This window comes from Halomonas halodenitrificans DSM 735 (assembly GCF_000620045.1).
GTDB classification, from domain to species: domain Bacteria; phylum Pseudomonadota; class Gammaproteobacteria; order Pseudomonadales; family Halomonadaceae; genus Halomonas; species Halomonas halodenitrificans.
Genome location: NZ_JHVH01000025.1, coordinates 1 through 26,691, shown reverse-complemented (window position 1 = coordinate 26,691; position 26,691 = coordinate 1). Strand labels below are relative to the sequence as shown.

General features: G+C 64.7%; 23 protein-coding genes. 5 read left to right on the top strand and 18 right to left on the bottom strand.

Annotation, left to right across the window (positions count from 1 at the left end):
- Positions 1-104: 104 nt before the first annotated feature.
- Entirely contained in the window at positions 105-593 is a 489-nt protein-coding gene (locus Q358_RS17360) for a cupin domain-containing protein (RefSeq protein ID WP_051530352.1), read from the top strand.
- Between the two features lie 170 nt (positions 594-763).
- Here Q358_RS17360 and Q358_RS0111840 read toward each other — a convergent pair whose 3' ends face one another.
- From Q358_RS0111840 to dctP, 3 genes are all read right to left on the bottom strand, one after another.
- Entirely contained in the window at positions 764-1,150 is a 387-nt protein-coding gene (locus tag Q358_RS0111840; RefSeq protein WP_027962204.1) for a DUF4168 domain-containing protein, read from the bottom strand.
- Between the two features lie 100 nt (positions 1,151-1,250).
- Positions 1,251-3,449: a TRAP transporter large permease subunit gene (locus Q358_RS0111835; protein WP_027962203.1), complete on the bottom strand. Its 2,199-nt coding sequence runs from the start codon at positions 3,447-3,449 to the stop codon at positions 1,251-1,253.
- A 141-nt stretch (positions 3,450-3,590) separates the two neighbouring features.
- A complete protein-coding gene (gene dctP / locus Q358_RS0111830) occupies positions 3,591-4,751 on the bottom strand; it encodes a TRAP transporter substrate-binding protein DctP (RefSeq protein WP_084286548.1) in 1,161 nt (386 codons plus the stop codon).
- A gap of 410 nt (positions 4,752-5,161) precedes the next feature.
- On the opposite strand from dctP, the gene Q358_RS0111825 reads away from it, so the two are divergent.
- Positions 5,162-6,085, top strand: coding sequence for a DMT family transporter (locus tag Q358_RS0111825; protein ID WP_084286547.1), 924 nt, complete (start codon positions 5,162-5,164; stop codon positions 6,083-6,085).
- Here the strand turns inward: Q358_RS0111825 and fdhF are convergent.
- The 7 genes from fdhF to Q358_RS0111795 form a co-directional block, all read right to left on the bottom strand.
- Positions 6,045-8,888, bottom strand: coding sequence for a formate dehydrogenase subunit alpha (gene fdhF, locus Q358_RS0111820; protein WP_027962200.1), 2,844 nt, complete (start codon positions 8,886-8,888; stop codon positions 6,045-6,047). The two genes, Q358_RS0111825 and fdhF, sit on opposite strands and share 41 nt — an antisense overlap.
- 10 nt (positions 8,889-8,898) lie before the next feature.
- Positions 8,899-10,614, bottom strand: a complete 1,716-nt coding sequence (locus tag Q358_RS0111815; protein ID WP_027962199.1) for an NADH-ubiquinone oxidoreductase-F iron-sulfur binding region domain-containing protein — start codon at positions 10,612-10,614, stop codon at positions 8,899-8,901.
- Positions 10,615-10,766: 152 nt separating this feature from the next.
- On the bottom strand, positions 10,767-11,567 hold the full coding sequence (locus Q358_RS0111810) for a DUF3726 domain-containing protein (RefSeq protein WP_027962198.1): 801 nt from the start codon (positions 11,565-11,567) through the stop codon (positions 10,767-10,769).
- Positions 11,564-12,568, bottom strand: a complete 1,005-nt coding sequence (locus Q358_RS18950; RefSeq protein ID WP_245598320.1) for a hypothetical protein — start codon at positions 12,566-12,568, stop codon at positions 11,564-11,566. Before Q358_RS18950 ends, Q358_RS0111810 begins: the two co-directional genes overlap by 4 nt.
- Positions 12,569-12,606: 38 nt before the next feature.
- The gene (locus Q358_RS18945; protein ID WP_245598319.1) at positions 12,607-13,317 is read right to left on the bottom strand and encodes a hypothetical protein; all 711 of its coding nucleotides are present in this window, start codon (positions 13,315-13,317) and stop codon (positions 12,607-12,609) included.
- A gap of 89 nt (positions 13,318-13,406) precedes the next feature.
- The gene (locus Q358_RS0111800; RefSeq protein WP_027962197.1) at positions 13,407-14,414 is read right to left on the bottom strand and encodes a dipeptidase; all 1,008 of its coding nucleotides are present in this window, start codon (positions 14,412-14,414) and stop codon (positions 13,407-13,409) included.
- Positions 14,415-14,455: 41 nt separating this feature from the next.
- A complete protein-coding gene (locus tag Q358_RS0111795; RefSeq protein WP_027962196.1) occupies positions 14,456-15,898 on the bottom strand; it encodes an aldehyde dehydrogenase family protein in 1,443 nt (480 codons plus the stop codon).
- 126 nt (positions 15,899-16,024) lie between these two features.
- Here Q358_RS0111795 and Q358_RS0111790 point away from each other — a divergent pair, with 126 nt between their 5' ends.
- The gene (locus Q358_RS0111790; protein WP_027962195.1) at positions 16,025-16,927 is read left to right on the top strand and encodes a LysR family transcriptional regulator; all 903 of its coding nucleotides are present in this window, start codon (positions 16,025-16,027) and stop codon (positions 16,925-16,927) included.
- Here Q358_RS0111790 and mtgA read toward each other — a convergent pair.
- The 3 genes from mtgA to Q358_RS0111775 form a co-directional block, all read right to left on the bottom strand.
- Positions 16,909-17,613, bottom strand: coding sequence for a monofunctional biosynthetic peptidoglycan transglycosylase (gene mtgA, locus Q358_RS0111785; protein WP_027962194.1), 705 nt, complete (start codon positions 17,611-17,613; stop codon positions 16,909-16,911). The genes Q358_RS0111790 and mtgA overlap by 19 nt on opposite strands.
- A gap of 114 nt (positions 17,614-17,727) precedes the next feature.
- Positions 17,728-18,585 carry an S-formylglutathione hydrolase gene (fghA, locus tag Q358_RS0111780; RefSeq protein ID WP_027962193.1) on the bottom strand — a complete coding sequence of 286 codons (858 nt, stop codon included), beginning with the start codon at positions 18,583-18,585 and terminating at the stop codon, positions 17,728-17,730.
- A 25-nt stretch (positions 18,586-18,610) separates the two neighbouring features.
- Positions 18,611-19,720: an S-(hydroxymethyl)glutathione dehydrogenase/class III alcohol dehydrogenase gene (locus tag Q358_RS0111775; protein WP_027962192.1), complete on the bottom strand. Its 1,110-nt coding sequence runs from the start codon at positions 19,718-19,720 to the stop codon at positions 18,611-18,613.
- Between the two features lie 225 nt (positions 19,721-19,945).
- Between Q358_RS0111775 and Q358_RS0111770 the strand changes: the two genes are divergently transcribed.
- Positions 19,946-20,836 carry a LysR family transcriptional regulator gene (locus Q358_RS0111770; protein ID WP_027962191.1) on the top strand — a complete coding sequence of 297 codons (891 nt, stop codon included), beginning with the start codon at positions 19,946-19,948 and terminating at the stop codon, positions 20,834-20,836.
- A 46-nt stretch (positions 20,837-20,882) separates the two neighbouring features.
- Here Q358_RS0111770 and Q358_RS0111765 read toward each other — a convergent pair whose 3' ends face one another.
- The 5 genes from Q358_RS0111765 to Q358_RS0111745 form a co-directional block, all read right to left on the bottom strand.
- Positions 20,883-21,866, bottom strand: coding sequence for a branched-chain amino acid ABC transporter permease (locus Q358_RS0111765; protein ID WP_027962190.1), 984 nt, complete (start codon positions 21,864-21,866; stop codon positions 20,883-20,885).
- Between the two features lie 4 nt (positions 21,867-21,870).
- Positions 21,871-22,758 carry a branched-chain amino acid ABC transporter permease gene (locus Q358_RS0111760; protein WP_027962189.1) on the bottom strand — a complete coding sequence of 296 codons (888 nt, stop codon included), beginning with the start codon at positions 22,756-22,758 and terminating at the stop codon, positions 21,871-21,873.
- Positions 22,759-22,815: 57 nt separating this feature from the next.
- On the bottom strand, positions 22,816-24,036 hold the full coding sequence (locus tag Q358_RS0111755; protein ID WP_027962188.1) for an ABC transporter substrate-binding protein: 1,221 nt from the start codon (positions 24,034-24,036) through the stop codon (positions 22,816-22,818).
- An 84-nt stretch (positions 24,037-24,120) separates the two neighbouring features.
- Positions 24,121-24,813: an ABC transporter ATP-binding protein gene (locus Q358_RS0111750; RefSeq protein WP_051530355.1), complete on the bottom strand. Its 693-nt coding sequence runs from the start codon at positions 24,811-24,813 to the stop codon at positions 24,121-24,123.
- Between the two features lie 62 nt (positions 24,814-24,875).
- On the bottom strand, positions 24,876-25,649 hold the full coding sequence (locus Q358_RS0111745; protein ID WP_027962186.1) for an ABC transporter ATP-binding protein: 774 nt from the start codon (positions 25,647-25,649) through the stop codon (positions 24,876-24,878).
- A gap of 245 nt (positions 25,650-25,894) precedes the next feature.
- On the opposite strand from Q358_RS0111745, the gene Q358_RS17350 reads away from it, so the two are divergent.
- Complete coding sequence (locus Q358_RS17350) at positions 25,895-26,368, top strand: hypothetical protein (RefSeq protein WP_051530351.1); 474 nt, start codon at positions 25,895-25,897, stop codon at positions 26,366-26,368.
- The last annotated feature ends 323 nt before the right edge of the window (positions 26,369-26,691 follow it).

Genomic DNA, 26,691 nt, shown 5'->3' with positions numbered 1-26,691 from the left:
CAGATCGTGAACTAGCTGTGAGGCCGCCCTCGGTGCGAGCCTTTCCCATGCATCGGGTCTCATTCGATCGCACCAGAGACACTAACGACTCGAAGGAGGATGACATGACACTGCATATTGCAAGGCATCCGCTCCTGGCACTGGGAGCCCTGCTAGTGATCACCGCCGCTCCCTCGTCCTGGGCGCAGGAACAGGCCATCGCTCGTACCGCCAATGCCTCCTCGCTCGAGTGGGGCGGCTGTCCGGCCTTCATGCCCGACGGCTGCGAAATCGCCGTGCTCCATGGCGAGCCGGCCGAACCGAACGTGGACATCTTCTATCGTGTGCCCGGCAAAGCGGAGGTCGCCCGCCATTGGCACAATTCGCCGGAGCGCATGGTGCTGGTCTCGGGCGAGATGGAGGTGACCTATGATGGCCAGGAGCCGGTCATGCTTAACCCCGGCACCTATGCCCATGGCCCGGCACGCAAGCCCCATAGCGTCACCTGCCGGTCCGAGGAAGCCTGTACGCTCTTCATCGCCTTCATCGACCCGCTCGACGCCTTCAATGAATTCGATATTCGCGACATGGCGAACGACAACGCCGCCGAATAGCGGGCACGACGATGGCACGGGGTGGCGTCCGCGTAGTCAGCCTGGGCGACGGCCCTATCAGGCGCGGTCATCGCGGGAGTCATGGCCGCCCTGCCTGGCGTACCATGAAAAGGCCACCCCGTAGGGTGGCCAGGAATGCCGATGGGAGTCGGCAGTAGATCGGGCGAGTCTTACGACTGGGCCATTTCCTGAACGCGCTTCATCAGCTCGGGATTCTGCTGAATGGCCTGACCGATGGCGTTGAAGGTATCCACGTCGAGACCGCTGTCTTCCACCACGTTGACCATCTCTTCGTTGGCTTCCATGCGCACCTCCTGCTGTGCCTCTTCCCCTTCGGCGGCTTGCAGGCGCTCGGTGTAGTCCTGGGACAACACGGCGATCTCCTGAGAGGCGTCGGCGAACTGCTGGAGCTGGGCATCGGAGAAGTCCTGAGCCGGCGCAGTGGCCTGGGCCTGCCCGGTGGCATTGGCTGCGGAGTCCTCCTGGGCGTGGGCAGTGGCGGTTAGCAGGCCGGCACTGAGCAGGGCGGCGGAGAACAGAGCAGTCATGCGTTTCATAGATACCTCCAAGGGTACTGCAATATGTATGTGCCTCCCTGTGACGACCCTCGGCCGAGGGAGTTCAGATCATTTTGTGTGGGAATGTAACAAAACACCCTCAGCCATAGGCCAGATTGGGCAACCAGGTCACCAGTGCCGGGAACAGGATCACCAGCAACAGGCCCACCGCCTGCAGCGCCAGGAAGGGGAACGAGGAACGAAAGATCTGCGCCATGGTGATATGGGGGGGACACACCCCCTTGATATAGAAGAGTGCGTAGCCGAACGGCGGGCTGAGAAAGGACATCTGCATATTGACCAGATAGATGACCCCGAACCACAGCGAGACATCGGCGGGCGCCACCCCGGGAAGGCCGAATACGCCATCGAAGCTGAGCCCCTTGATCAGCGGCACGAAGATCGGCACCGCCAGCAGCAGGATGCCCACCCAGTCCAGGAACATGCCCAGCGCGACCAGCAACACCATCATCACCGCCAGCACCGCATAGGGGCCGAGGCCCGCGCCGGTGATCAGCTCCTGCACGAAGGTCTGACCCCCCTGAAGGATATAGAAGCCGACGAAGATGCTGGCACCGAAGATGATCCACATCACCATGGCCGACGCCACCAAGGTGGTCATGCAGGCGGCATGCAGGTTGGGCCATGTCAGGCGCCGGTGCATCGCGGCCACCACCAGGGCCCCGAAGGTGCCGATGCCGGCCGCCTCCACCGGCGTGGCGATGCCGGTGAAGATGATTCCCAGCACCAGTACCACCAGCACGATGGGGGCCAGCATATTGCGCAGCAGGCGCAGCTTTTCGCCCATGTCGACCCGGTCCTCGACCGGCATCGGCGGTGCCATGTTGACGTTCAGGGTGCCGCGCATCCAGCAGTAGAAACCATACATGGAGGCCAGCAGCAGGCCGGGGAGAAGCGAGCCGAGATAGAGTTCCCCTACCGACTGCTGGGCGATGACGCCGTAGATGATGGCCAGGATCGAGGGGGGAATCAGGATACCCAGGGTGCCGCCGGCCATGATGGAACCAATGGCGATCTCGGGATCATAGTTTCGCTTGAGCATCGCCGGCAGGGCGATCAGCCCCATGGTCACCACCGCGGCGCCGATCACCCCCACCATGGCGGCCAGCAGCGTCGAGGCGATGACCGTGGCGATGGCCAGGCCCGCCTTGAGTCCCCCCATCCACTTGTAGACGACATCGAACAGCTCCTCGATGATCCCCGCCTTCTCCAGCACCGACGCCATGAAGATAAATAACGGAATCGCCGACAGCTGGTAGTTGGTCATCATCGGGAAGATACGCGAGGGCATCAGGTTGAGCATGGCCTGGTCGCCGACCAGGTAGAGGAAGACGACTCCCAGGCCGCCGGTCACGAAGGCCAGGGGCAGACCCGCCACCAGCACCACCATCAGGGTGCCGAACATCAGCAGGGTCAGCCCGCCGATGCCCACGCGGCTCAAGCTGTTCTCGAGACTGCCCGCGAGGCTCTCATAGTCGGTGACGGCGATATTGACCATCTCGAACAGGGTCCAGGCGGCCAGCACCACGCCGAGGGCCACCAGCAGATGGGCGAAGCCACGCCCCCGCCCCTCCCGTGCGCGGTGATGTCGAAATGCCTGGACGTCGCGAATCAGCTGGGCAATGCCCTGCAGCAACAGCAGCAGTGCCCCGAAGAAGAGCATGAACTTCACCGGGTAGTACTGCACGGCCCACTCGGTAAAGGAGACCTCGTTGGCATAACTGGAACCGAAGAAGAGGCGGTCGCTCACCGACTGGGAAAAGAACTTCCAGCCGGTGACCAGCAGCGCCAGGGTGAAGATGAAGAAGAACACCGACGTCAGCAGGTCCAGGGCCGCCCGGGTCAGCGGCCGTGCGCGCTGGTAGAGGATATCCACGCGCACGTGGCCGCCTTCGCGCAGGGCGAAGGCGCCGGCCATCAGGTACTGCATGCCAAACATCAGGGTCATCGACTCATGAGCCCAGTTGGTCGGCGAGTTGAAGGCATAGCGCATCAGCACTTCATAGGCGAACACGAAGGGCGCAATCAGCGACCAGTAGGCCACGTAACGGCCGAAGAAGCCGGAAACGCGATCGATGAGCAGGGTAAAGACGTTGCCGGGAGGCCGGTAGCCGACCTCTACCTCCTCACCGGCCGGCACCTCGGCGATCTCGCCGCCATCGATGCTGGCTCCCCGGCGGAAGCTGCGGTCGACGAAGAACATGACCGCCAGCGGCAGGAGGACCAGCACCGACCAGTAGAGCCAGTGCGGCAGGATGAAGTTGATCTCTAGATTCATGAAGACTCCTCCGCGATGCCATCACCTCCCGGCGATAGCGACGGATCGGCGACCCGACCAATGCGGGGTTGAACGATATGCCCGGGACACCGGGTGTTACGGTCCCCGGACCGCAACACCCGGCAGTGTCGAGCCGGCAGCTCAGACGTTGAGCTCGTAGTCCTTGATGTCTTCAGGGGTGATCAGTGCCACCGCGGGATCCATCATGGTATCGAGATGCGCCTTGAACAGGCGTGCGGCATCCGGGTCCTTGTTGGCCCACTTGAACCACAGCGGAATGGAGACTTCGCGGAAGCGGGTGGCATCTTCCTCCGACAGGTGGATGATCTCCACGCCCTTCTCGCGATACTGGGGCCAGGCCTCGGCGTTGGCCTTCTGAATCGCCGCATAGTGCTCGCGGGAGTAAGCGGCTACCAGGTCATGCATCAGGTCCTGGGTCTGGGAGGACATGCGCTCGAAAACGCGACGATTGACGGCAATATCCATCAGGTCGACTGACTGGTGCAGGCAAGGCGTGGAGGGCGGGCCCATGATGATGTAATCGGCCACCTGCCAGAAGCCCAGCTCGAAGTTGACCGCCGCACCGGTGAAGTCGGCGGCATCGATGGTGCCCTTTTCCAGTGCCGGGTAGACCTCGGAACCGGGCAACAGCGTGGTGCGTGCCCCCATGGCGGCAAAGGTCTCGGCGACGATCCCGCCAGGCATGCGAATCTTGACGCCGTCGAAGTCATCGAAGCTGCGCAGCGGCACCTTGGAGTGGATCAGGTTGAGATCGTGGTGGACATAGCCCAGCAGCTCCTGGCCCTGCTTGCGGTAGAGGTCCTTGGCGATATCCAGGCCGCCGTAGGCGCCGAACATCATGTCCCATTGGTGAGGCAAGGATAGCCCCATGGGATAGGCAGTCAGGAAGACGCCGGCCGGCATCTTGCCTGGCCAGTAGACGGTAAACCAGTTCTGGCCGTCGAGCACACCGTTGCGTACGGCATCGGCGACCTCGAAGGCCCCGGCAACGGCACCCGCGGGGAAGGGTTCGATATTGACCTCGCCGCTGGTGGACTCGACGACCCCCTTGGCCCAGGCCTCGAAGGTTCGATAGCCGACGGTACCCGGCTGCCACGAGGACTGCATGCGGATGCGAATCCCCTCCTGGGCCTGGGCGTTACCGATCCAGGGAGCCGCCACCGCGGCGGCAGAACCGACGGCGGCGGCCTTGAGGAAGCGGCGACGGTCTGGCTCGCGCTGGCCAGTAATTGTATCGCCGGGTGATGTCATGATGCGTGACGGCTGCTTGTCGTCTTGCATGAGATAAACTCCAGATGACGGTGGCCGGCCCAGCGGGGACACGACCGAGTCTTGTTGTTATCTTCCCTGGATCGATTCGCCGTTCGGAGGCGCTGCAGCGACCCCGAAGACCCACGCTCGACTCCATCGAGCACGGAACGAGAAGCGCACGTGCGCTCTGTGGAAAACTAGCGAAAGCCCCGTGCTCGGCCAACGACACGATTCAACGCTGCCGCGACCGTCACCCGCCAGCATCTTCACGGATATCGGCGCCAATATATTGTAAGCAATGACAAAATGTTGGTCTGACCAATTTTCCAGAAAATAATAGCCTACGACCAAAGGACCAATGCCCGGCGCAACGACCAGAGGCTTGGCAATCTCGAAGGCGAGAGGCGAAAATGCCCCTTCCCCAACGCAAGGATGCTCGAATGTCAGCCATGCCCTCCCATCGCCTGTGGCTCGCCGCCATGCCGCTGCTGTTCGTGGCGCTATGGAGCACCGGTTTCATCGGCGCCAAGTTCGGCCTGCCCTACAGCGAGCCCTTCACCTTCCTGTTCATTCGCTCTGCCCTGACCCTGGTACTGCTGGCCCCCCTGGCCCACTGGCTCTCCGGCGAGTGGCCCCACGGCGCGCGGCTATGGGGGCATATCGCCGTCTCGGGGCTGCTGGTGCACGGGGCCTATCTGGGGGGCGTCTTCTACGGCATCTACCTGGGCATGCCGGCGGGGCTCGCCTCGCTGCTGGTAGGGCTGCAGCCGCTGCTCACGGCGGGCCTCGCCGGCCCCCTGCTGGGCGAGCGGCTGGCGCCGCGTCAGTGGCTGGGACTGCTGCTGGGACTGGCCGGGGTCGTCCTGGTGCTGGGCGGCAAGCTCGACCCGGGCGACGGCCTCTTCCAGGGCTTCGGCCTGGGGGCACTGGGCGCCGTGCTGGTCGCGCTGCTGGGCATTACCGGCGGCACGCTCTATCAGAAGCGCTACTGCACCGGCATGCCACTGCTCTCGGGCACCGTGGTTCAGTACCTGGCCACGGTGGCGCTGTTCGGCCTGGGTGCGGCGCTCTTCGAGGAGCGCAGCGTGGTGTGGACGCCCACCTTCGCCCTGACCCTGGGGTGGTTGGTGCTGGTGCTCTCGATCAGCGCCATCCTGCTGCTGATGGCGCTGATCCAGCGCGGCGAGGCCTCCCGGGTCGCGAGCCTGTTCTACCTGGTGCCCCCGGTCACCGCCCTGCAGGCCTGGTGGCTGTTCGAGGAATCCCTGCCGCCCGCATCGCTGGCCGGCATGGCCATCGCCATCGCCGGCGTGGTGCTGGTGGTCAGGACGCCGCCGGCGAGAGCCGGCAGGCCGCGTACTTGAACTCCGGTATCTTGCCGAAGGGGTCCAGCGCCGGGTTGGTGAGCAGGTTGGCCGCCGCCTCCACGAAGGCGAAGGGCACGAACACCATGCCCTCGGGCATGCCCGGGTCGGAGCGCGCCATCAGGGTGATCGTGCCGCGCCGGGTGGCGATGGTGATCGGCTCTCCCGGTGCCACCCCCAGACGCCCCAGCTCGGCGGGCGCCAGGCTGGCCGCGGCTTCCGGCTCCAGATCATCGAGCACTCGGCTGCGCCGCGTCATGGCGCCGGTGTGCCAGTGCTCCAGCAGTCGTCCGGTGGTCAGCACCGTCGGGTAGTCGGCATCCACCGGCTCATCCGGTGGCAGCGGCCGAGTGGGCGAGAACGCCGCCCGGCCGCCGGCACGCGGGAAGGCGTCGCTGAACACCACGTCCGCGCCCGGCACATCGTCGCCGGGGCAGGGGTAGGTCACCGAGCCTTCCCTTTCGAGCCGCTCCCAGCTGATATGATCCAGGGAGTGCATGCCGTGCTTCATCTCGGCAAACACCTCCCGCGGGTGCTCGTAATTCCAGCCCAGGCCGAAGCGCCGCGCCACCTCCTGGATGATCCACCAGTCGGGCCTCGCCTCTCCCGGCGGGGCCACGGCGGCACGCCCCAGCTGTACCTGGCGATTGGTGTTGGTGACGGTGCCATCCTTCTCCGCCCAGGCGGTGGCCGGCAGGATGACATCGGCGAACTGGGCGGTCTCCGTCACGAACAGGTCCTGCACCACCAGGTGCTCGAGGGCCCCCAGCGCCTGGCGGGCATGGTTGAGGTCCGGGTCGGACATCGCCGGGTTCTCGCCGAGGATATACATGCCCTTGATGGTGCCGGCCTGGATGGCATCCATGATCTCCACCACGGTGAGCCCCGGCTCGGGGTCAAGCTCGGTGTTCCACAGCTCCTCGAAGGCGGCGCGTAGCTGAGCGTCGCCTACCGGTTGATAGTCGGGCAGTACCATGGGAATCAGGCCCGCATCCGAGGCCCCCTGGACGTTGTTCTGGCCACGCAGCGGGTGCAGGCCGGTTCCCGACCGCCCGGTCTGGCCGCAAGCCAGTGCCAGGGAGATCAGGCAGCGCGCGTTGTCGGTGCCATGGACATGCTGGGAGATCCCCATGCCCCAGAAGATCATCGCCGCGTCGGCGGTGGCGTAGGCACGCGCGATCTCGCGGATGGTGGCGGCCTCCACGCCGCACAGCGGCGACATGGCTTCGGGGGTCATGTCGACCACGCTCGTCGCCAGCGCCTCGAAGCCCTCGGTATGGGCATCGATATAGGCCCGGTCGTAAAGGCCCTCGGCGACGACCACGTTCAACATGGCATTCAGCAGCGCCACATCGCCGCCCGGCGAGAAGCGCACGCTGCGCCAGGCATAGGCATCCAGCGCCTGGCCGCGGGGGTCGAGGATGATCAGCCGGGTGCCGTTCCTGGCCGCCTGCTTGAAATAGGTGGCCGCTACCGGATGATTGACCGCCGGATTGCAGCCGGTGAGGATCACCACATCGGCCTCGAGCGCCTGCATGAAGGAGGCGGTGACGGCGCCGGAACCCAGGCACTCCATCAGGGCGGCGACCGAGCTGGCATGGCACAGCCGGGTGCAGTGGTCGACGTGGTTGGAGCCGAACCCGGTACGCACCAGCTTCTGGAACAGCCAGGCCTCTTCATTGGAGCACTTGGCGCTGCCGAAGCCGGCCAGCGCCTCGGGACCCTGGCTCGCCTTGAGTGCGGTGAGCCCCTCGGTGGCGAGGTCCAGCGCCTCCTCCCAGCTCGCCTCCCGGAAGTGGGTCAGGGGGTCGGCCGGGTCGAAATCGGGGTCGACCCTCTTGGCGACGCCCTCCCGGCGGATCAGCGGCCGGGTCAGTCGCGCCGAATGATTGGGGTAGTCGAAGCCGAAGCGGCCCTTGACGCAGAGCCGCCCCTGGTTGGAAGGGCCGTCACGCCCCTCGGCGAAGAGGATCTGCTCGTCCTTGACGTGGTAGGTCAGCTGACAGCCCACCCCGCAGTAGGGGCAGACCGAGTCGACGCGGCGATCGGCCACGGCGGAGTCGCCGCGGCCCGCGTCGTCGACCAGGGTCGCCGGCATCAGCGCCCCGGTGGGACAGGCCTGGACGCATTCGCCACAAGCCACACAGGTGCTCTCCCCCATGGGGTCATCGAAATCGAAGACGATCTTGGCCGCCGCGCCGCGATGGGCCAGGCCGATCACGTCATTGCCCTGCACCTCACGACAGGCACGCACGCACAGGCCGCACTCGATGCAGGCGTCCAGGTTGACGTTCATCGCCGAGTGGCTGGCGTCATGCCCCCGGGCATGGGGCAGTGAGCTCGCCCGCTCGGCAACATGATGCACCGTTGGCGACGCCCGCTCGGCCCGGGCCGGCAGGCGCTCGCGCACCGCCGCGGCATCGATGGCAAGCCCGTCGGCCATGGCCCAGAGATGGCTCGACCGGTCGGGGCTTGCATCGCGTTCGGGCTGGTCGGCCAGCAGCAGCGCCAGCACCTCTTCCCGCGCCTCGCGGGCCCGCTCGGAGCCGGCGCTTTTCACCACCATGCCGGGGGCGGCCTGGCGGATACAGCTGGCGGCGAGCACCCGCTCACCCTCTATCTCGACCATGCAGGCGCGGCAGTTGCCATCGGCACGATAGCCGGGGGCGTCCTTGAAGCACAGGTGGGGAATGGTCTCGCCGGCACGCTTGGCCACCTGCCAGAGGGTCTCTCCGGGCCAGGCGCTGACCTCGGTGCCGTCCAGGCTCAGGGTAAAGCGCTCCATTACATTCGGGTCACTCATCTCTGCCTCCTCACCCCTTGGCGATCAGGTTGCGGCCGGCAAGCTCGCCGCGGAAGTCACGCAGCAGGCTGATCACCGGGTTGGGCGCCGCCTGCCCCAGGCCACAGATGGACGCGTCCATCATCACCCGGGCGAGGCGTTCGAGCTGCGGGACATCCCAGCTGTCGCGTTCGAGCAGGGTGAGCATCTTCTCGGTTCCCACTCGGCAGGGTGTGCACTGCCCGCAGGATTCATCGGCGAAGAAGGCCAGCAGGTTGGTGGCCAGGGCACGCAGGTCATCCTGGTCCGAGAACACGACGATCGCCGCCGAACCGATAAAGCAGCCGTGTTCCTGAAGGGTATCGAAATCCAGTGGGATATCCGCCTTGCTGGCGGGCAGGATGCCTCCGGAGGCACCGCCGGGCAGATAGCCCAGCAGGCGATGCCCCTCGGTCATGCCGCCGCAATATTCCTCCAGCAGCTCGCTCAGGGTGATGCCCGCCGGGGCCAGATGCACCCCGGGGCGCCTGACTCGCCCGGAGACCGAAAAGCTGCGTAGCCCACTCCGGCCGTGGCGGCCCTGGGCGGCGAACCACTCGGCCCCCTGCTCCCAGATTCGCGGGACCCAATAGACGGTCTCGACGTTGTTGACCAGGGTCGGACGGTCGAAGAGCCCCTTCTGGGCCACGAAGGGCGGACGATGACGGGGCTTGCCGGGCTTGCCCTCCAGGGACTCGATCAGCGCCGATTCCTCGCCGCAGATATAGGCGCCGGCGCCGCGACGCAGCACGATATAGCCCGGCGCCACCAGTCCGGCGGTCTCCAGCTCCTCGATCGCCTCGGCCAACACCCGGTGCAGGCCGGGATATTCGTCGCGCAGATAGATATAGAGCGCCTCGGCCTCCACCACCCAGGCGCCGACCAGGGCCCCCTCCAGGAAGCGATGGGGCTCACGCTCGAGATAGACGCGGTCCTTGAGGGTACCGGGCTCGCCCTCGTCGGCGTTGACCACCGCATAGCGGGGGCCGGGCTCGGCGCGGACCGCCTGCCACTTCCGATACAACGGAAAGCCGGCGCCGCCCAGGCCACGCAGCCCGGCATGCTCGAACGCTTGGCTGAGCGACTCGACGCTCACCTCGCCGTCGCGGCAGGCACTCAGCAGACGATGGCCGCCGGCCTCGCGATAGTCGGCCAGGCGCTGCCAGAGGATCGTCTCGGGATGGAAGTGACCGGTATCTACCACCGCCTCGACGCCCGCCGCCGTGGCATAGCGCACATGATGATGCCCCACCTCCACCACCGGGGCGCTGTCACAGCGCCCCATGCAGGGGGCCCGCACCACGCGCACGCTTGCGGGGTCGGCGCCGGCCTCCAGCTCGGCCTTCAGTCCCGCCGCGCCGGCCAGCTGGCAGGCGAGGGAGTCGCAGACCCGCACCGTCACCTCGGGCGGCGATGCCTGATCATCGTGGACCACGTCGAAGTGGGCATAGAAGGTCGCGGTCTCGTAGATGGCCGCCATGGGCAGGTTCATGTAGGCGGCCAGCGCCCGCAGCTCGGCCATGGCCAGATGCCCCTGGGCATCCTGAATGGCATGCAGGTGCTCGATCAACCGATCGCGACGCCGCAGGCTAGAATCACTGCGCTCGTCGCCCAGCAGACTACGCAGCCCGGCAAGCGCCAACGGGGCCAGCTCCCGGCCGCGGGTTCTGCCGCGGCGACGCTTCGCTTGAGAGTTTTCCACGGTCATAACGAGCTCATTGTCATGGTTGTTATGGGGCCTCGAGTATCGGCAGCTTCCCGCATCTCGGATGCCGGTGTGCATCATCCCTATCATAGTGGCACTTGCCCCAAGCCTGGACAATCTCCGAGCAGTGACATGCGCCTCTAAATGATGACCGCTCAATCGTTGTCGGTGGTTCCGGCCCCGGCGCCGCCGCGAGAGGCATCGGTGGACTCGACCAGAATGCGTGCTGCCAGATCCTTGAGTCGGTTCCACACGCCATCATTGATGGGAATACCATCCAGCATGGCCCGCTCGCGGCAGGCCAGCAGCGTCGACTCCTCGTGGCGGGCCAACAGGTCGTAGTCGAACTCGGAGCGCATCGAGGGCAGCAGGTTCACGTGGTTGGCAAAGACCAGCGTGATGCCGTCATTGAGCTCGTTTTCCTCGGGCACCTGGGTCACCGCGTAGACACGGATCTCGGGCACCGAGCTGTTGGCGCGAAAGCCGACGACCTGCTCGGTGAGCGGTGGCTCTCCGTTGCCGTCGCCTTGCGGGGCCTGGGCGTTGCGCCAGAAGGCGGTAACGTTCATGCCCCGCCCGGCGATACGGGCCAGATAGCCCATGATCAGCTGGCGATTGTGACAGCGCCGGATCTTGATCACCGAAAATCCCCGGGCGCGTGCCTTGGCGAAACCGAGCTCCAGCGCCAGGCTCGAGCTCCTGAGGACGCTGTGCCCCTGGCCATCGAGTACCGCGAGATCACCATCGGCATAGAGCTGCACCGGCGCCTGCTCCTGGGCATGCTGCTCGGCCAGCAGGTAATCGAGGCCGCGGTTGAGGGCCTCCAGCCCGTCAAGCTCGTGAAGCTGCATCCAGGCGACCATGTCGGCCGCGTCGCTGGCGTCGCCGTCCTCGAAGCCCATGCCCAGAAAGGCCTTGCGGCACAGCCCCTGCAGCTCGTTGTAGGAGACCTTCATGTCACGACTCCGGTGGTAATGGTGGTGGGTATGTCCTCGGCGTGGCTTGTCGATGGTTCGAGCGGAAAGCTCCAGTCGTCGAAGGCACGCAGATCCTCGGGCTCGGCGTTGAGCTCCTCGATCAGCGGTGCGCCCTGGAACAGCGTGATGCGTACCCAACGATCCGACTTGGGATCGAAGCGGCTGGCGCCGAAGAATGACAACTTGGTACGCAACAGATGCATGGGCTTCATGTCGCGGGCCCAGAGGTTGGCGCGAATCTCGCCGAAAGGCGTTTCGACCATGGTCTGAATGCGACGCACGATGTCCTTGTGGCGCGAATGCTGGATCAGGAAATCCACCGTCGTGGCACGGGGGTGATCGCTCAGATAATCGGTGATGACCCGATGGGTGTCCGCGACCCGCGGGGCGATGGCCAGCTTGAGCTCGCGGTCGGCACCGGGTTCGCTGCCGCGCACCCCGAGCCGCGGCTCCTCCTTCTCGACGGAGCGGTACCAGAACCAGTAGCGATTCTCGGGATCATCGAAGTCGTAGGAAAGCGCCCAGTCATAGTGGGTCTCGATCAGCTGCTTGAGGCGCACCAGCGGCATTTCCGGCGTCAACTCCAGACGCTCATCGACGCCCATGCGATCCTCGAAGGGTTCGACGATGTCCGGATAGATCTCCAGCAGCAGGGTATTGATCAGCTCCTGGGTCTCCAGCGACAGGCTTCGGTGCCCCCACTCGATCAGCTCCTGCCAGAGATCGTCGGTCAGCGGTACCTGCTCGAGCCAGATGCGCACCTCGGGCAGGGCCGCCGCCGTTTCGACGTTGCGCGCGCTCTGCTCCTCGTCTTCAGTGACGGTCTGCTCCAGGTGGCGCTGGGCCCGGCTGATCAGTGCCATCAGCGCGGCACGCTGTGCCTCATCGGGCTGCTGGGCACTGATCTGGGCCAGCGCCTGCTCGCGGCTCTCGACCCATTGTTCGATCAACTGAGGATGGTTGATCAGAAACGGGGCCATGCCGAGTCCGGTGGAGTTACCGATGCCCAGATAGCGTTTCAGCGAGGCGGCCAGGCCGATGGCGGTGGCCGGCGCCTGGCGATGTGCTCGATCTGTTCGATGGAGAAGTGGCGCAGCAGGTAGACCCCCAGCATCTGAGCCGAGAAGGGTCGCTGGAAGTCCGGGTTGTCACGCAGGCGGTCGAAGTCGGCGATGCCGAACTTGCCGTTACCATAGACCGCCGTGGTGCGATACAGGTAGCCGACCCGGGTGATCCATTGCGGGTCAGGCTGGCGGCCGGCACCGAGCGCCTCGGTGAAGGCCGCGAAGTTGCGCAGGCTGCGGTTGGCCCGGGATAGCACCAGCAGGCGCGGGTGCTGGCGGCCGGCCTCCTGCAGCGGCACGTTGGCCGCCATCTGCTCGAGCAGGGCGGCGTCCACATCGCCCTCGACCACGCCGAAGGTGACGTCCCAGGCCTCGGCGATGACGCGGTCCGAGCGCGCCGTGTCGGGCAGCGGCTGGGAGAAGATCACGCCATGATAACGCCCGCGCGGTGTCTGCAGACGATAGATGGCCGTGCCATGGCCATCATCATCGAGATCGAAACGCGTGGTGCTGATCTGCCAGCGCTGACGCGCCATCTGACGCATCAGGCTGCGCACGAAGCTCAGGCGGCTGGGGTGCAGGCTGCCCAGGCGCTCCAGGTCCATGACCCGCTCCGGGGCACGCAGGCGCAGACTCTCCTCGAGCGGAGAAACACGGTCGATCATCTCGAAGCTCCCGAGAGGACCCCGAACACCGGATAGGAACGAGGCCTCTGTGTGTCATTCTTATGGTTGTAACGGGTGATGCTGTCCGTTCAGGCGGCCTGGTTCAGGCATTGCCGGGGCGTGGCGGTACGCTCCAGCAGGGCCACCCAGTTCTGCCCCATGATTCCGGCGACCTCCCTTTCGCTGAAACCGACGTCACGCAGGCCGCCGATCAAACTGGGGAAGTCGCGGCTGTCGCGCAGCCAGGGCAGCGGTGCGGGCCAGCCGGCATTGGTGGCACTGCCTTCGCCGTAGTCCATGTCCTTCGACCAGCGGCCGTTGCGCATCCATTCAAGCACCGAGGTGGGCTGGTTCTGGCACAGGTCGGTGCCCATTCCCAGGTGCTCCACGCCCATCAGGTCGGCGGTGCGCGCGATCATTTCGCAGTACTCGGCCAGCGTGCAGTCCGGGCCGTTTTTCAGGTGGAACGGATAGGCCGAGAACCCCAGCAGGCCGTCGCACTCGGCGATGGCCCTGAGTACCTTGTCGGACTTGTTGCGCTTGGCCGGATGAAAGCTCGCCGGGTTGGCATGCGAGATGATCACCGGCCGGCTGGACAGCTCGATGGCCTCCAGGGTCGAGCGCTCGCCGCTGTGTGACATGTCGATGACCATGCCGACGCGGTTCATCTCGCGAATCACCTGGCGTCCGAAGCGGGTGATGCCGCTGTCCTCGGCCTCGTAACAACCGCAGGCCAGCAGGCTCTGGTTGTTATAGGTGAGCTGCATGATCAGCAAGCCCAGGTCGCGCATGATCTCGACCATGTCGATATCGTCTTCGATGGGCGAGCAATTCTGGGCACCCAGGAAGATGCCAATGCGCCCCTGTTGCCGGGCGCGCCGGATATCGCCGGGCTGACGCACCGGCATGATCAGGTCGGCGTGTTCCTCGAAGCGGCGATTCCACTCGCCCATCCGCGAGAGCGTCTCGCGGATAGTCTCATGGTAGACCAGGGTGGCGTGGACGGCGTCGACGCCGCCCTCGCGCATCTGCTCGAAGATCTCACGCGACCAGTTGGAATACTGCAGACCATCGACCGTCAGCATCGCGTTGGACATGGCGTCGGCTCCTCTCAGGCGTTGACGTGGCGAGCCCTGGCTCAGCTGGCCTTGACGTAGCAGGTCTTGACCACGGTGTAGAACTCGCGGGCATAGCGGCCTTGTTCACGCGGCCCGAAGCTCGAGTTCTTGCGCCCGCCGAAGGGCACATGGTAATCGGTGCCCGCGGTGGCCAGATTGACCATGACGCAGCCGGTTTCGGCGCGGGCCTTGAACTCGCTGGCAAGCGCCAGGGAGTCGGTGATGATGCCGGCGGTCAGGCCGAAGTGGGTGTCGTTGAGCGCCTCGATGGCCTCATCGGCGTCGGCCACCTTGATCACGCAGGCGATGGGCCCGAAGACCTCTTCGCGATTGATCGGCATGTCGTTGGTGGTATCGACGAACAGCGTCGGCGCCATGAAGTAGCCATCGGTATCGCGCTCGAGGCGCTCGCCGCCGAAGGCCAGTTTGGCGCCTTCTTTCTGGGCGCGTTCGACCCAGGCCAGGTTGGATTCCAGCTGACGGGCATCGGCGGCCGGACCGAAGCTCACGCCCTCTTCCAGGGCATGACCGACCCTGACCTGCTCGAGCCGCTTGATCAGCTTGTCGACGAAGGCGTCGTGGACCTTCTCGGTGACGATCAGCCGCGAGGACGCGGTGCACTTCTGGCCGGTGCCGGAGTAGGCCCCGTTGAAGGCGGCCTCCACGGCCAGGTCCAGGTCGGCGTCGTCGGCCACGATCAGGGCGTTCTTGGACCCCATCTCCAGCTGGCACTTGACCAGGTTGGCGGCGGTGGCGGCGGCCACGCGGCGGCCCACTTCCAGCGAACCGGTGAACGACAGCGCCTGGATATCGGGGCTCGAGATCAGTGCATCGCCGATCGAGCCGCCGGATCCCATGACCAAGTTATAGGTGCCGGCGGGCATGTCCTGGCGGCTGATGATTTCGCTCAGCGCCCAGGCGCTGCCGGGCACCAGATTCGCGGGCTTGAACACCACGGCATTGCCGAAGGCCAGCGCCGGGGCGATCTTCCACACCGCGGTGGCCATGGGGAAGTTCCACGGGCTGATGATGCCGACCACGCCCACCGGCTCGCGGCGGATATCGACCTCCACGCCCGGGCGCACGGACTCGGCGCGCTCGTCGATCTGACGCAGCACTTCGGCGCCGTAGTAGTGGAAGAACTGGCCCGAGCGATGGACTTCGCCCATGCCCTCGGCCAGGGTCTTGCCCTCTTCACGGGCCAGCAGTTCACCCAGCTCGGCCTTGCGCGCGATCAGCTCATCACCAATGGCCATCAGCACGCCATAGCGGTGCTCGAGGCCGGTTTTGGCCCACTGTTTCTGGCCCTGCTTGGCGGCACCGATGGCCTCCTCCACCTGGGCGACACTGGCCTGGGCATATTCGCCGACGATATCACTCGTGTCCGAGGGATTAATGTTGGTGATGCTGCCCTGACCCTCGACCCAGGTGCCGTTGATGTAGAGAGAGTGAACGTGGGACATGGAAACCTCCTAGAGATGATCCACGCCACTCTAGGCGATATTCGAAGATAAGAGATAATCAGTAATAAAGATAAAATGATAAACTCGCCTTATCTTACTACCTCCCAGAGAAAGCGCGAGGTTGCCATGCTCCCCGAACTCAAGACACAGCCCCTCCGCTATGTGCTGGCCATCGTCGATGAGGGTGGCTTTCATGCCGCCGCCCGCCATCTTCACCGCACTCAGCCGGCGCTTTCCATGGCGGTGCGTGAACTCGAACAGAGGCTCGGCGAGCCGCTGTTCGAGAAGGGGGGCAAGGCAACACTCACGCCCTTCGGCGCCTACTGCCTGCCGCGCTTTCGCGAGCTCGTGACACATCATGATCGCCTGAGTCGAGACCTGGCGGCCCGGGTGGAGAAGCGCGCCGGGCATATCGACATGGCGGCCGTCCCCTCGGTGGCCAGTCGGCTGATGCCGCACCTGCTCAGCGACTTCATCCAACGCTACCCGGATCTCAGGGTCAGCCTCCACGACGGCAACGCCGATTTCGTGGGCCGGCTAGTGGCGAGTGGCGAGGTCGACCTCGGCATCTCCAGCCTGTGGCAGGCCAGCGAGGAACTGGAGTTTTATCCCTTGATGCGGGATGCCGTCGGCGTGGTATGCCGCGAGGATCATCGCTTCGCCGACCGCGAAGCGCTGAGCTGGCAAGAGCTGCAGGGGGAGGTATTGATCCGCAACGGCACCTCGCGGCTGCTGTCGGGAACCGACGCCGAGCCGCTGCTGGCGCAGAGCGCTTTCGATATCTCCAACATGATTTCGCTGAATGCCATGCTGGAGGCGGGTATCGGCATCACCACCCTGCCCCGGCTGGCATTTCCCGAGGAGTGCGCCAGGCTGCGCTTCGTACCGCTGTCGGAACCTTACGTGGAGCGCCAGATCGGGCTGATCTGCCAGGTCGATGTCAGTCTGTCACCGGCGGCGACGGCAATGCGGCAGCATCTGATGGAGCGCCTCGGGAAACAGGCACCTCCTCACAATCGATCCAGATAGGCCGCACCGCCGAGATTGCCCATCTGCCGGCGGATCCAGGCGCTACGCTGGACCACATCGGAAGAGGGTCGCGCGGCATCCCGGCCCCGCGGGTCGGGCAGGATCGCCGCTAACCGGCTGGCCTGCACCGGCCCCAACCGATCGGCGGAGACCCCGAAGTAATGCTGGGCGGCGGCCTCCAGGCCGAACACGCCGGTGTCCCATTCGGCGATATTCAGATAGACCTCGAGGATGCGCTGCTTGGGCCAGATCACCTCGATCAGCAGGGTGAACCACGCCTCGAAGCCCTTGCGCACCCAGCTGCGCCCGCTCCACAGGAAGAGGTTCTTGGCGGTCTGCTGGCTGAGGGTGCTGGCCCCTCGCAGCCGTCCGCCGTTGCGGCTCGCCTCCCAGGCACGCCGAATCTCCACCAGGTCGAAGCCGTGGTGCACCGGGAAGCGTTGGTCCTCGGCGGCGATCACCGCCAGCTTGGCATGGTCGGAGAGTGCCTCCCAGGAGCGCCAGCGATGCTGAATATCGATGGGCTCCCGGACGATCCAGGAGTGCACCTTGCGCTCGACCATCACCATGGAGCCGAATACCGGTGCCTGACGGAACAACAGCACCAGCAGCACCGACAGCACCACGAAGCCCAGGACGGCACGCCATAGCCATCCTCGCAACTTGCCCAGCAGCGCCCCGATCATGGCGAACCTCTGCGCATCATCTCTCTCCCCTTGTGCCAAACCGGCCCTTTATATGATGGCAGTATAAGGGCCCGGCACGCCGCACGGGGAGAGATTCGACGCCAGCGCCTCGTATCAGCGCGTCTTGTGCAGATGCTTGGCGTGGTAGCGCAGGTGCTCCTCGATAAAGGAGGCGATGAAGTAGTAGCTGTGATCATAGCCCGGCTGGCGACGCAGGGTCAGCGGATGGTCGTGCTGGGCGCACACCGCCTCGAGCCGCTCGGGCTTGAGCTGCTCCTCGAGGAAGTCATCCGCCTCGCCCTGGTCGATAAACAGCGGCTGACTGGAGGCGCCACGCGCCACCAGCTCACAGGCATCGTACTGGGTCCACTTGCCACGGTCCTCGCCGAGATAGCCGGTGAAGGCCTGCTGCCCCCAGGGACACTCGGCAGGATTGACAACCGGGGCGAAGGCCGACACCGAGCGATAATGACCGGGCCGGCGCAGCGCCATTACCAGGGCACCGTGACCGCCCATGGAGTGGCCACTGATCGACTCCCGGCCATTGACCGGAAAGTGCTGGCGCACCACCGAGGGCAGCTCTTCGGTCACATAGTCATACATGCGGTAGTGGCGCTTCCAGGGCTCCCGGGTGGCGTTGACGTAGAAGCCGGCGCCGGAACCGAAGTCATAACTGTCGTGCTCGCCGGGCAGGTCGGTGCCACGCGGACTGGTATCCGGGCAGATGATGGCGATGCCCAGCTCCGCGGCCATGCGATGCGCACCGGCCTTCTGCATGAAGTTCTCGTCGTTGCAGGTCAGGCCGGAGAGCCACCATAACAGCGGCACTCGCTCGGTCTCGGCCTGGGGCGGCAGATAGATGGCGAAGACCATCTCGCAGTCCAGCGTCCGGGAGCGATGGCGGTAGCGCTTGTGCCAGCCACCAAAACTCTTGTTGGCCGATACCAGCTCGAGGTTCTCGGTCATGGTCATGGGTATCTCTCCTGGCAGGCGCGCATCAATAATGCAGCACGGTACGAATGCTTTCGCCCTTGTGCAGCAGCTCGAAGGCCTCGTTGATCTTCTCGAACGGCATGTCATGGGTGATGAAGTCGTCGATATTGATCTCGCCGTTCATGTACTGCTCCACGTAACCCGGCAGTTGCGAGCGACCCTTCACGCCGCCGAAGGCAGAGCCCTTCCAGACCCGGCCGGTCACCAGCTGGAACGGGCGGGTGCTGATCTCCTCGCCGGCGCCGGCCACGCCGATGATCACCGACTCGCCCCAGCCCTTGTGACAGCATTCCAGGGCCGAGCGCATGACATTCACGTTGCCGATGCACTCGAAGGAGTAGTCGACGCCGCCATCGGTCATGTCGACGATCACCTCCTGGATGCTGGCGGCGTGATCCTTGGGGTTGACGAAGTCGGTGGCGCCGAACTGCTCGGCGAGCTTGAACTTCTCGGGATTGACGTCGATGGCGATGATGCGGCTGGCCTTGGCCATGACGGCGCCCTGGATCACCGCCAGGCCGATGGCGCCCATGCCGAACACGGCGACGGTGGAGCCCGGCTCGACCTTGGCGGTATTCATCACCGCGCCGATGCCGGTGGTCACGCCACATCCCAGCAGGCAGATCTTGTCCAGGGGCGCCTCCTTGGAGACCACCGCCAGGGACACCTCGGGGACTACGGTATACTCGCTGAAGGTGGAGCAGCCCATATAGTGGTGCAGCGGCTGGCCATCCAGCGAGAAGCGCGACGTACCATCGGGCATGACGCCCTTGCCCTGGGTGGCGCGTACCGAGCTGCACAGGTTGGTCTTGCCGGAGAGGCAGAACTTGCACTGGCCACACTCGGCGGTATACAGCGGGATGACATGGTCACCGGGGCGCAGGCTGGTAACGCCCTCGCCCACCTCCTGGACGATGCCGGCCCCCTCGTGGCCCAGCACCGAGGGGAACAGCCCTTCGGGGTCGGCACCCGAGAGGGTAAAGGCATCGGTATGACAGACGCTGGTGGCGGCCATCTTCACCAGCACTTCACCGGCCTTGGGGCCCTCGACGTCGATCTCGACCAGTTCAAGGGGCTTGCCCACTTCCAGGGCAACGGCGGCACGTGATTTCATGTTCGTTCTCCTCGCTTGGATGAAAGTCTCTGTGCGGCCAACCGAGGCCGCCCGGGGTCGACCCACGATGAGTCGAAGGCCCCTCGCTCAACACCGTAGCGGTGGTGCCGGGTGTGAACGTTCTGTTGCCCAGTCTAGTCAAAAGCGTCACTCGAGATAAACCGCACTAAAAGCACAACATTATTGCTACACAGCAATAATCCTGAATCCTGCGAGGGAGAGTCCATGCAACGCTGGGATCGTATCGAGGCCTTCGTGGAGGTCATACGGCTGGGTACCTTCGTCGCCGCGGCGCGCGAGCTGTCGGTATCCCCCTCCCACGTCAGCCGACTGGTGGCCCAGCTGGAGCAGCAGCTGGGCAGTGCCCTGCTCTACCGCACCACTCGCCAGATCCACCTGACCGACGCCGGGGCACTCTATTACCGCCACTGCCGCCACCTGTTCGATGGTTTCCGCGAGGCCGAGTCCGCCATCGGTGACCTTCAGGACCGTCCCCAGGGACGGCTCTCCCTGACGTCGGCCACCACCTTCGGTGAGCGCTTCATCGCGCCTCTGGTCAACGACTTCCAGCTCGAACATCCACAGCTGGAGGTGCGCATGCACTTTACCAACCGCCAGGTGGATATCATCGATGAGGGCTTTGACGTGGCGGTCCGCATGGGCCGCCTGGAGGATTCGAGCCTGGTCGCCAGGCGCCTGTGCGAGCGCCGCGAATACGTTGTCGGCGCCCCGGCGTATTTTGCCCATATTTCCCAACCCCATGCCCTGGCCGAGCTCTCCCGACACCGCTGCCTGGTGGGCTCACGCGACCACTGGCGCTTCGCCGTGGACGGCGTCCGCCGTGAGGTGCGCGTCGACGGCCCCTGGCGCGCCAACTCGGGACCCGCCCTGCTCGATGCCGCCCTGAAGGGCCTGGGGCTGGCCCAGCTACCCGACTATTACGTGAAGGAGCACCTGGCCAACGGCGACCTGGTCTCGGTGCTCGACGCCTACCGCCACGACGATAACGCCGTGTGGGCGGTGTTCCCGCGTCACCGACAGCGCTCCCCCAAGCTGCACCGCTTCCTCGACCACCTGGTCGAACACCTGCCGAAAAGCCTGCCTTCCGTCCATTGAAAAGGCGCCCCGCGGGGCGCCTCGAGTTTGCATGGCAAGACGGGACTCACTTGAAGTTCTTCTTCACGACCTTCTGGATCTCGCCGACGATCCCACTGCGGAAACTCAGCACGCAGATCACGAAGATGGCGCCGAGGATCACGCTGACCCAGTTGCCGAGCGGCGACTGGGCGAGCTGGGTCTGCAGGCTGACCACCACGCCGGCTCCCACCAGGGGGCCGAACAGCGTCCCCACCCCGCCCAGCAGGGTCATCAGGATCACCTCGCCGGACATGTGCCAATGGGCATCGGTCAACGAGGCGAGCTGGAAGACCACGGTCTTGGTGGAGCCCGCCAGGCCCGCCAGGCCGGCGGAGAGCACGAAGGCCACCAGCTTGTAGGCGTCGACGTTGTAGCCGAGCGAGACGGCGCGCGGCTCATTCTCGCGGATCGCCCTGAGTACCTGGCCGTAGGGCGAGTGAACGGCACGCCGGATGATCGCGAAGCCGATCAAAAATACCGCCAGCACGAAATAGTACATGTTGATGTTGTTGTCGAGACTGATGATCCCGAACAACTCGCCACGTGGTACGCCGTGCAGGCCATCCTCGCCGCCGGTGAAGGGCGCCTGGATGAAGAAGAAGAACATCATCTGTGACAGCGCCAGGGTCACCATGGCGAAGTAGATGCCCTGGCGGCGAATCGCCAGGGCGCCGAACAGGGTACCCAGCACCACGGAGGCGAGGGTACCGATGAGGATCCCCAGTTCCGGCGTCAGCCCCGGGTAGCTGGCCAGCATGATGCCGGTAAAGTAGCCACCGGTGGCCAGGAAGGCGGCATGCCCGAAGGAGAGCAGGCCCGCATAGCCGAGCAGCAGGTTGAAGGCGCAGGCGAACAACGCGAAGCACAGCAGCTTCATGAGAAAGACTGGATAGGCCACGAAGGGGGCCACCAGGGCGATGGCCAGTAGCACCAGATAGAGAATATTGCGACGCACCTTGGCCTTGCGGCGAAGTTTCATTGCGGGCGTCAGGGTCCGAGTTGCCGACATGACGTCAAGCCTCCTTGCCGAAGAGTCCCGCGGGACGCAGCATAAGGACCACCACCATCACCACGAAGATCACGGTATTGGCGGCTTCCGGATAATAGACCTTGGTCAGGCCTTCGATCAGACCCATGGCCAGGCCGGTGATGACCGCGCCGATGATCGACCCCATGCCACCGATCACCACCACGGCAAAGACCACGATCAGCAGACTCGAGCCCATGGTGGGCGAGACCGGATAGAGCGGTGCGGCCAGCACACCGGCGAAGGCGGCCAGCGCCACGCCGAAGCCGTAGGTCAGGGTGATCAGCTGGGGGACGTTGACGCCGAAGGCCTGCATCAGCGCCGGATTCTCGGTGCCGGCGCGCAGATAGGCCCCCAGGCGCGTCCGCTCGATGATGAACCAGGTCGCCAGACAGACGGCCAGAGCGGCAATCAGCACCCAGCCACGATAGATGGGCAGGAACATGAAGCCCAGGTTGACACCACCCTGCAGGGCCTCGGGTGTGGGATAACTCGACCCCGAGACACCGAAGAAGTTGGTCAGCGAGCCTTCGAAGATCAGCGCCAGGCCGAAGGTCAGCAGCAACCCGTAGAGATGGTCGAGATGGGCGATGCGGCGCAGGATGAAGCGCTCGATCAGCATGCCCAGACCGCCTACCACCAGCGGTACCACCAGCAGGGCCGCCCAGTAGTTGAGCCCCAGGTACTGCAGCCCCAGCAGCGCCGCGAAGGCACCCAGCATGTACATCGCACCATGCGCGAAGTTGATGATCTTCAGCAGGCCGAAGATCACCGCCAGCCCGAGGCTGAGAAGGGCATAGAAGGCGCCGTTGATCAGGCCCAGCATCAGCTGGCCCATGAACACCATCAACGGCACTCCGAAAATCATCGTCATGTATCAAGCCTCCCGGCAGGTGGCGGCGGCCGCAGCCGCCGCCGGTTCTGCATCCGATCAGTTGTTGACCAGGTCACACTGGCTTTCGGAAAGCGGACGGTAGGCCTGCTCGGCGGGGATGGTGGACAGCACCTCGTAGAGGTCCCAGTCGTGGGTGGCATCTTCCGGAGCGTTCACCTGGACCAGGTACATGTCGTGGATCATGCGACCATCCTCGCGAATGCGGCCATTGCGGGAGAAGAAGTCGTCGATCGGCTTCTCGGCCATTGCCGCACGTACCGCCTCGGGATCGTCGCTGCCGATCTCCTCCACGGTATTCAGATAGTGCGTGGTGCTGGAATAGATACCGGCATGCACCATGCCCGGCATGCTGCCGACACGCTCGTAGTAGCGCTCGGCCCACTCGCGGCTTTCGTCATCCATGTTCCAGTACCAGCCGGTAGTCAGCAGCAGGCCCTGGGTCGCTTCCAGCCCCATGGCATAGATATCATTGAGGAAGACGATAAGGCCGGCGAGCTGCTGGCCGGACTGGGTCAGGCCGAACTGGCTGGCGGTCTTGATGGCGTTGACGGTATCGCCGCCGGCATTGGCAAGTCCGACGACCTTGGCACCGGAGCCTTGTGCCTGGAGGATATAGGAGGAGAAGTCGGTGGTGGGGAAGGGATGACGCACGCTGTCGACGACGGTGCCACCACTCTCTTCCACGACCTCGGTCACGTCCTTCTCCATCGCATGACCGAAGGCGTAATCGGCGGTGAGCAGGAACCAGCTGTCTCCCCCCTGGTCGACAACGGCCTTGGCCGTGGCGTTGGCCATGGGATAGGTATCATAGACCCAGTGGATATGGGTCGGAGCACAGTGCTCGTTGGTAATGCTGGAGGCGGCGGAACCGGAGACGATGGCCAGGCCATTGTTCTCCTCGACCACCTTGGTGGCGGCAATGGCCACCGAGGATGCGACCAGCCCGGACACCAGGTCGACGTTCTGCGTATCGAACCACTCGCGCACCGTATTGGCACCCACGTCGGCGCTGTTACGGTCGTCGGCACTCAATACTTCGATCGGCGTACCATTGACCTCGCCCCCGAAGTCCTCGATCGCCATCTGCAGGGCTTCGAGGCCACCCGGGCCGGCCAGATCACGATAGGTGCCGGACATGTCGGCGAGATAGCCGATGCGCACGGCATCGTCACTCATCTCGGCCTGGGCGCCGGTGGCCATCAGGGTCGCGGCGGCAAAGGCAACGCTGGAAGCGAGAATCTTGCGGTTGAAGGTCATGCTTGACTCCGTCGCCCACGCAGGGCGGTTTGTTGTTGTCGATACGGTTGACGGTAGGGAAGTGGCCGAATAATGAGCGTACCGTCAAACGCCCAGCAGGCCGTTGAGGTGATCGCGCCGCGACGGCAGTTCGGCGGCAGTGATCTCCTCGATGATGCGGCCGTGCTCCATCACGAAGTGACGGTCGGCCAGGGGCGCGGCGAAGCGGAAGTTCTGCTCCACCAGCACGATGGTCATGCCCCGCTCCTTGAGCTTGATCAGTACCTCGCCGAGCGCCTGGACGATGACCGGTGCCAGGCCCTCGGTGATCTCGTCGAGCAGCAGCAGGCGTGCTCCGGTGCGCAGGATTCGCGCCATGGCGAGCATCTGCTGCTCGCCGCCGGAGAGTCGGGTCCCCTGGCTGCGCCGGCGCTCGTGGAGATTGGGAAACATCGCATAGATCTCGTCGATGGACATGCCGCCGGAGCGCACCGTCGGCGGCAGCAGGAGATTCTCCTCGACGTCGAGACTGGAGAAGATCCCGCGTTCCTCGGGGCAATAGCCGATACCCAGTCGCGGGATATGATGGGACTTCATCCCCATGGCCTCATTGCCATTGACCATGATCGAACCGGTACGCCGGCCCACCATGTTCATGACCGCCTTGAGGGTGGTGCTGCGCCCGGCGCCATTGCGCCCCAGCAGGGTGACCAGCTCCCCGCGCTTCACGTTGAAGTCGACGCCATGAAGGATGTGCGACTCGCCATAGAAGGCGTGCAGGTCGCTGACCCTGAGCATCTCGGCGCCGTCGAGATCCTGATACTGATGCACGGGATCCTGCTGCGCTTCGGCTGTCTGACTCATGCGCTGGCCTCCTCTTCCGCGGCGTCGCTGCCCATGTAGGCCTCGCGGACCTGAGGATTGCGCGACACTTCCTGATAGCTCCCCTCGGCGAGCACGGCACCGCGGGCCAGTACGGTAATGCGATCGCACAGCCGGCTCACCACGCTGAGGTTATGTTCTACCATCAGCACGGTGCGCCCCCTGGAGACCCGGCGTATAAGCTCGACGATACGGTCGACATCCTCGGCACCCATCCCCTGGGTGGGCTCATCGAGCAGCATCATCGTCGGCTCCAGGGCCAGGGTGGTGGCCACCTCCAGGGCCCGCTTGCGGCCATAGGGCATCTCCACGGTGAGCACATCAGCGTACTCGGCGAGGCCAACCTCATCGAGCAGCTCCATGGCGCGGTCGTTGAGATGATCGAGGCTGCGTTCGGGTTTCCAGAAATGGAATGACGTACCCAACTTGCGCTGCAGCGCCACCCGCACGTTTTCCAGGGCGGTCATATGGCCGAACACTGCGGAGATCTGGAAGGAGCGCACCAGGCCGAGACGCGCGATCTCGTTGGCCTTCATGCGCGTAATGGGCTTGCCGCGATAGAGAATCTCGCCGCGGGTCGGCGGCAGAAACTTGGTAAGCAGGTTGAAGACCGTCGTCTTGCCGGCCCCGTTGGGGCCGATCAGGGCGTGGATGTGCCCTTCCCGGACCTTGAGGTTGACGTCGTCCACGGCGGTAAAGCCACGAAACTCCTTGGTCAACCCGCGAGTTTCCAGTATGAACTCCTGGGTCATGAATCTTCCTCTTGGGGTCGCTATTCGACCCGCCTTGGTACTGTTGTCGTTATTTCCAGGCTTTACGTTAACGTAAGCTAGAGAAAGGATCCTGCTTCGGCAATAGGGCCGGCATAAAAACGCGACTAATGGTGTAGACCCCTAAAATTCAATAGTTTGCAAACAATTAAGCGACAAGGTTAGCTACCCCCCGGCGGACCGGTTAAAATACCTCTCAACTCTTACTCGTATATCCGAATTTCGCCATGTCACATAAGTCTCTGCCTCCGCCTGCCTGGCCCATCAGCTTCCGTGCTACCTGCCTGCGTGCCACGCTCTATATCCTGCTGGTGGCGGGCCTCGCCCAGGGGGTCTTCTACGAGGCCCTCCATTTCCCGGATTCGCGCTTCTCCGAGCTCAGCTTCACCGAGCTGACCCAGACCACCCTGTTGGCTCTCGCCGCCGCTCTGCTGCTCTATAGCCGGCTGGTGATCCGCATCCTGCCCAACATCAGCCTGCTGATGTTCGGGTTTCTGCTGGCTTCGCTGATCCGCGAGCAGGACGCCCTGCTGGATGCCTACGTGTTCGACGGGGCCTGGCAGCTGATGGTCAGCCTGACGGTGTTGCCGATCCTGTTCGTGACCCTTCGCCAGCGACAGCATTTCGTGGACGAATTCGCCGCCTATGCCAACAGCTTCTCCTTCGGGCTGTTCGCGGCGGGCTTCTTCCTGAATCCGTGAAGCCGGCGCCGACACTCCCCCTATCACCGCCAGCGAGCATTTTTTGACCATTCGCCCCGTGCAAGTTGGCTTTCGCAAGCCCATTATTGCCAAAACCCACCGTGCTGATCGGTGCTGACGGCCCGTTTTGTCATGCCTTTCCACCCGCCAGGCACGACATATCTGGCGATCGCGTGTCGCTTGGAACTGCTTGTGGATAGAGTGTCGCCGATTGACGGTCAGCATGGCGTTCCTCGTGGATAACGCAGTCGGCTCCGCAGCGTCTTGAGCACCGTCATGCGCCCGATATCCTGCCCGAAGTCGAGGATGATCTGCCGTGCCTT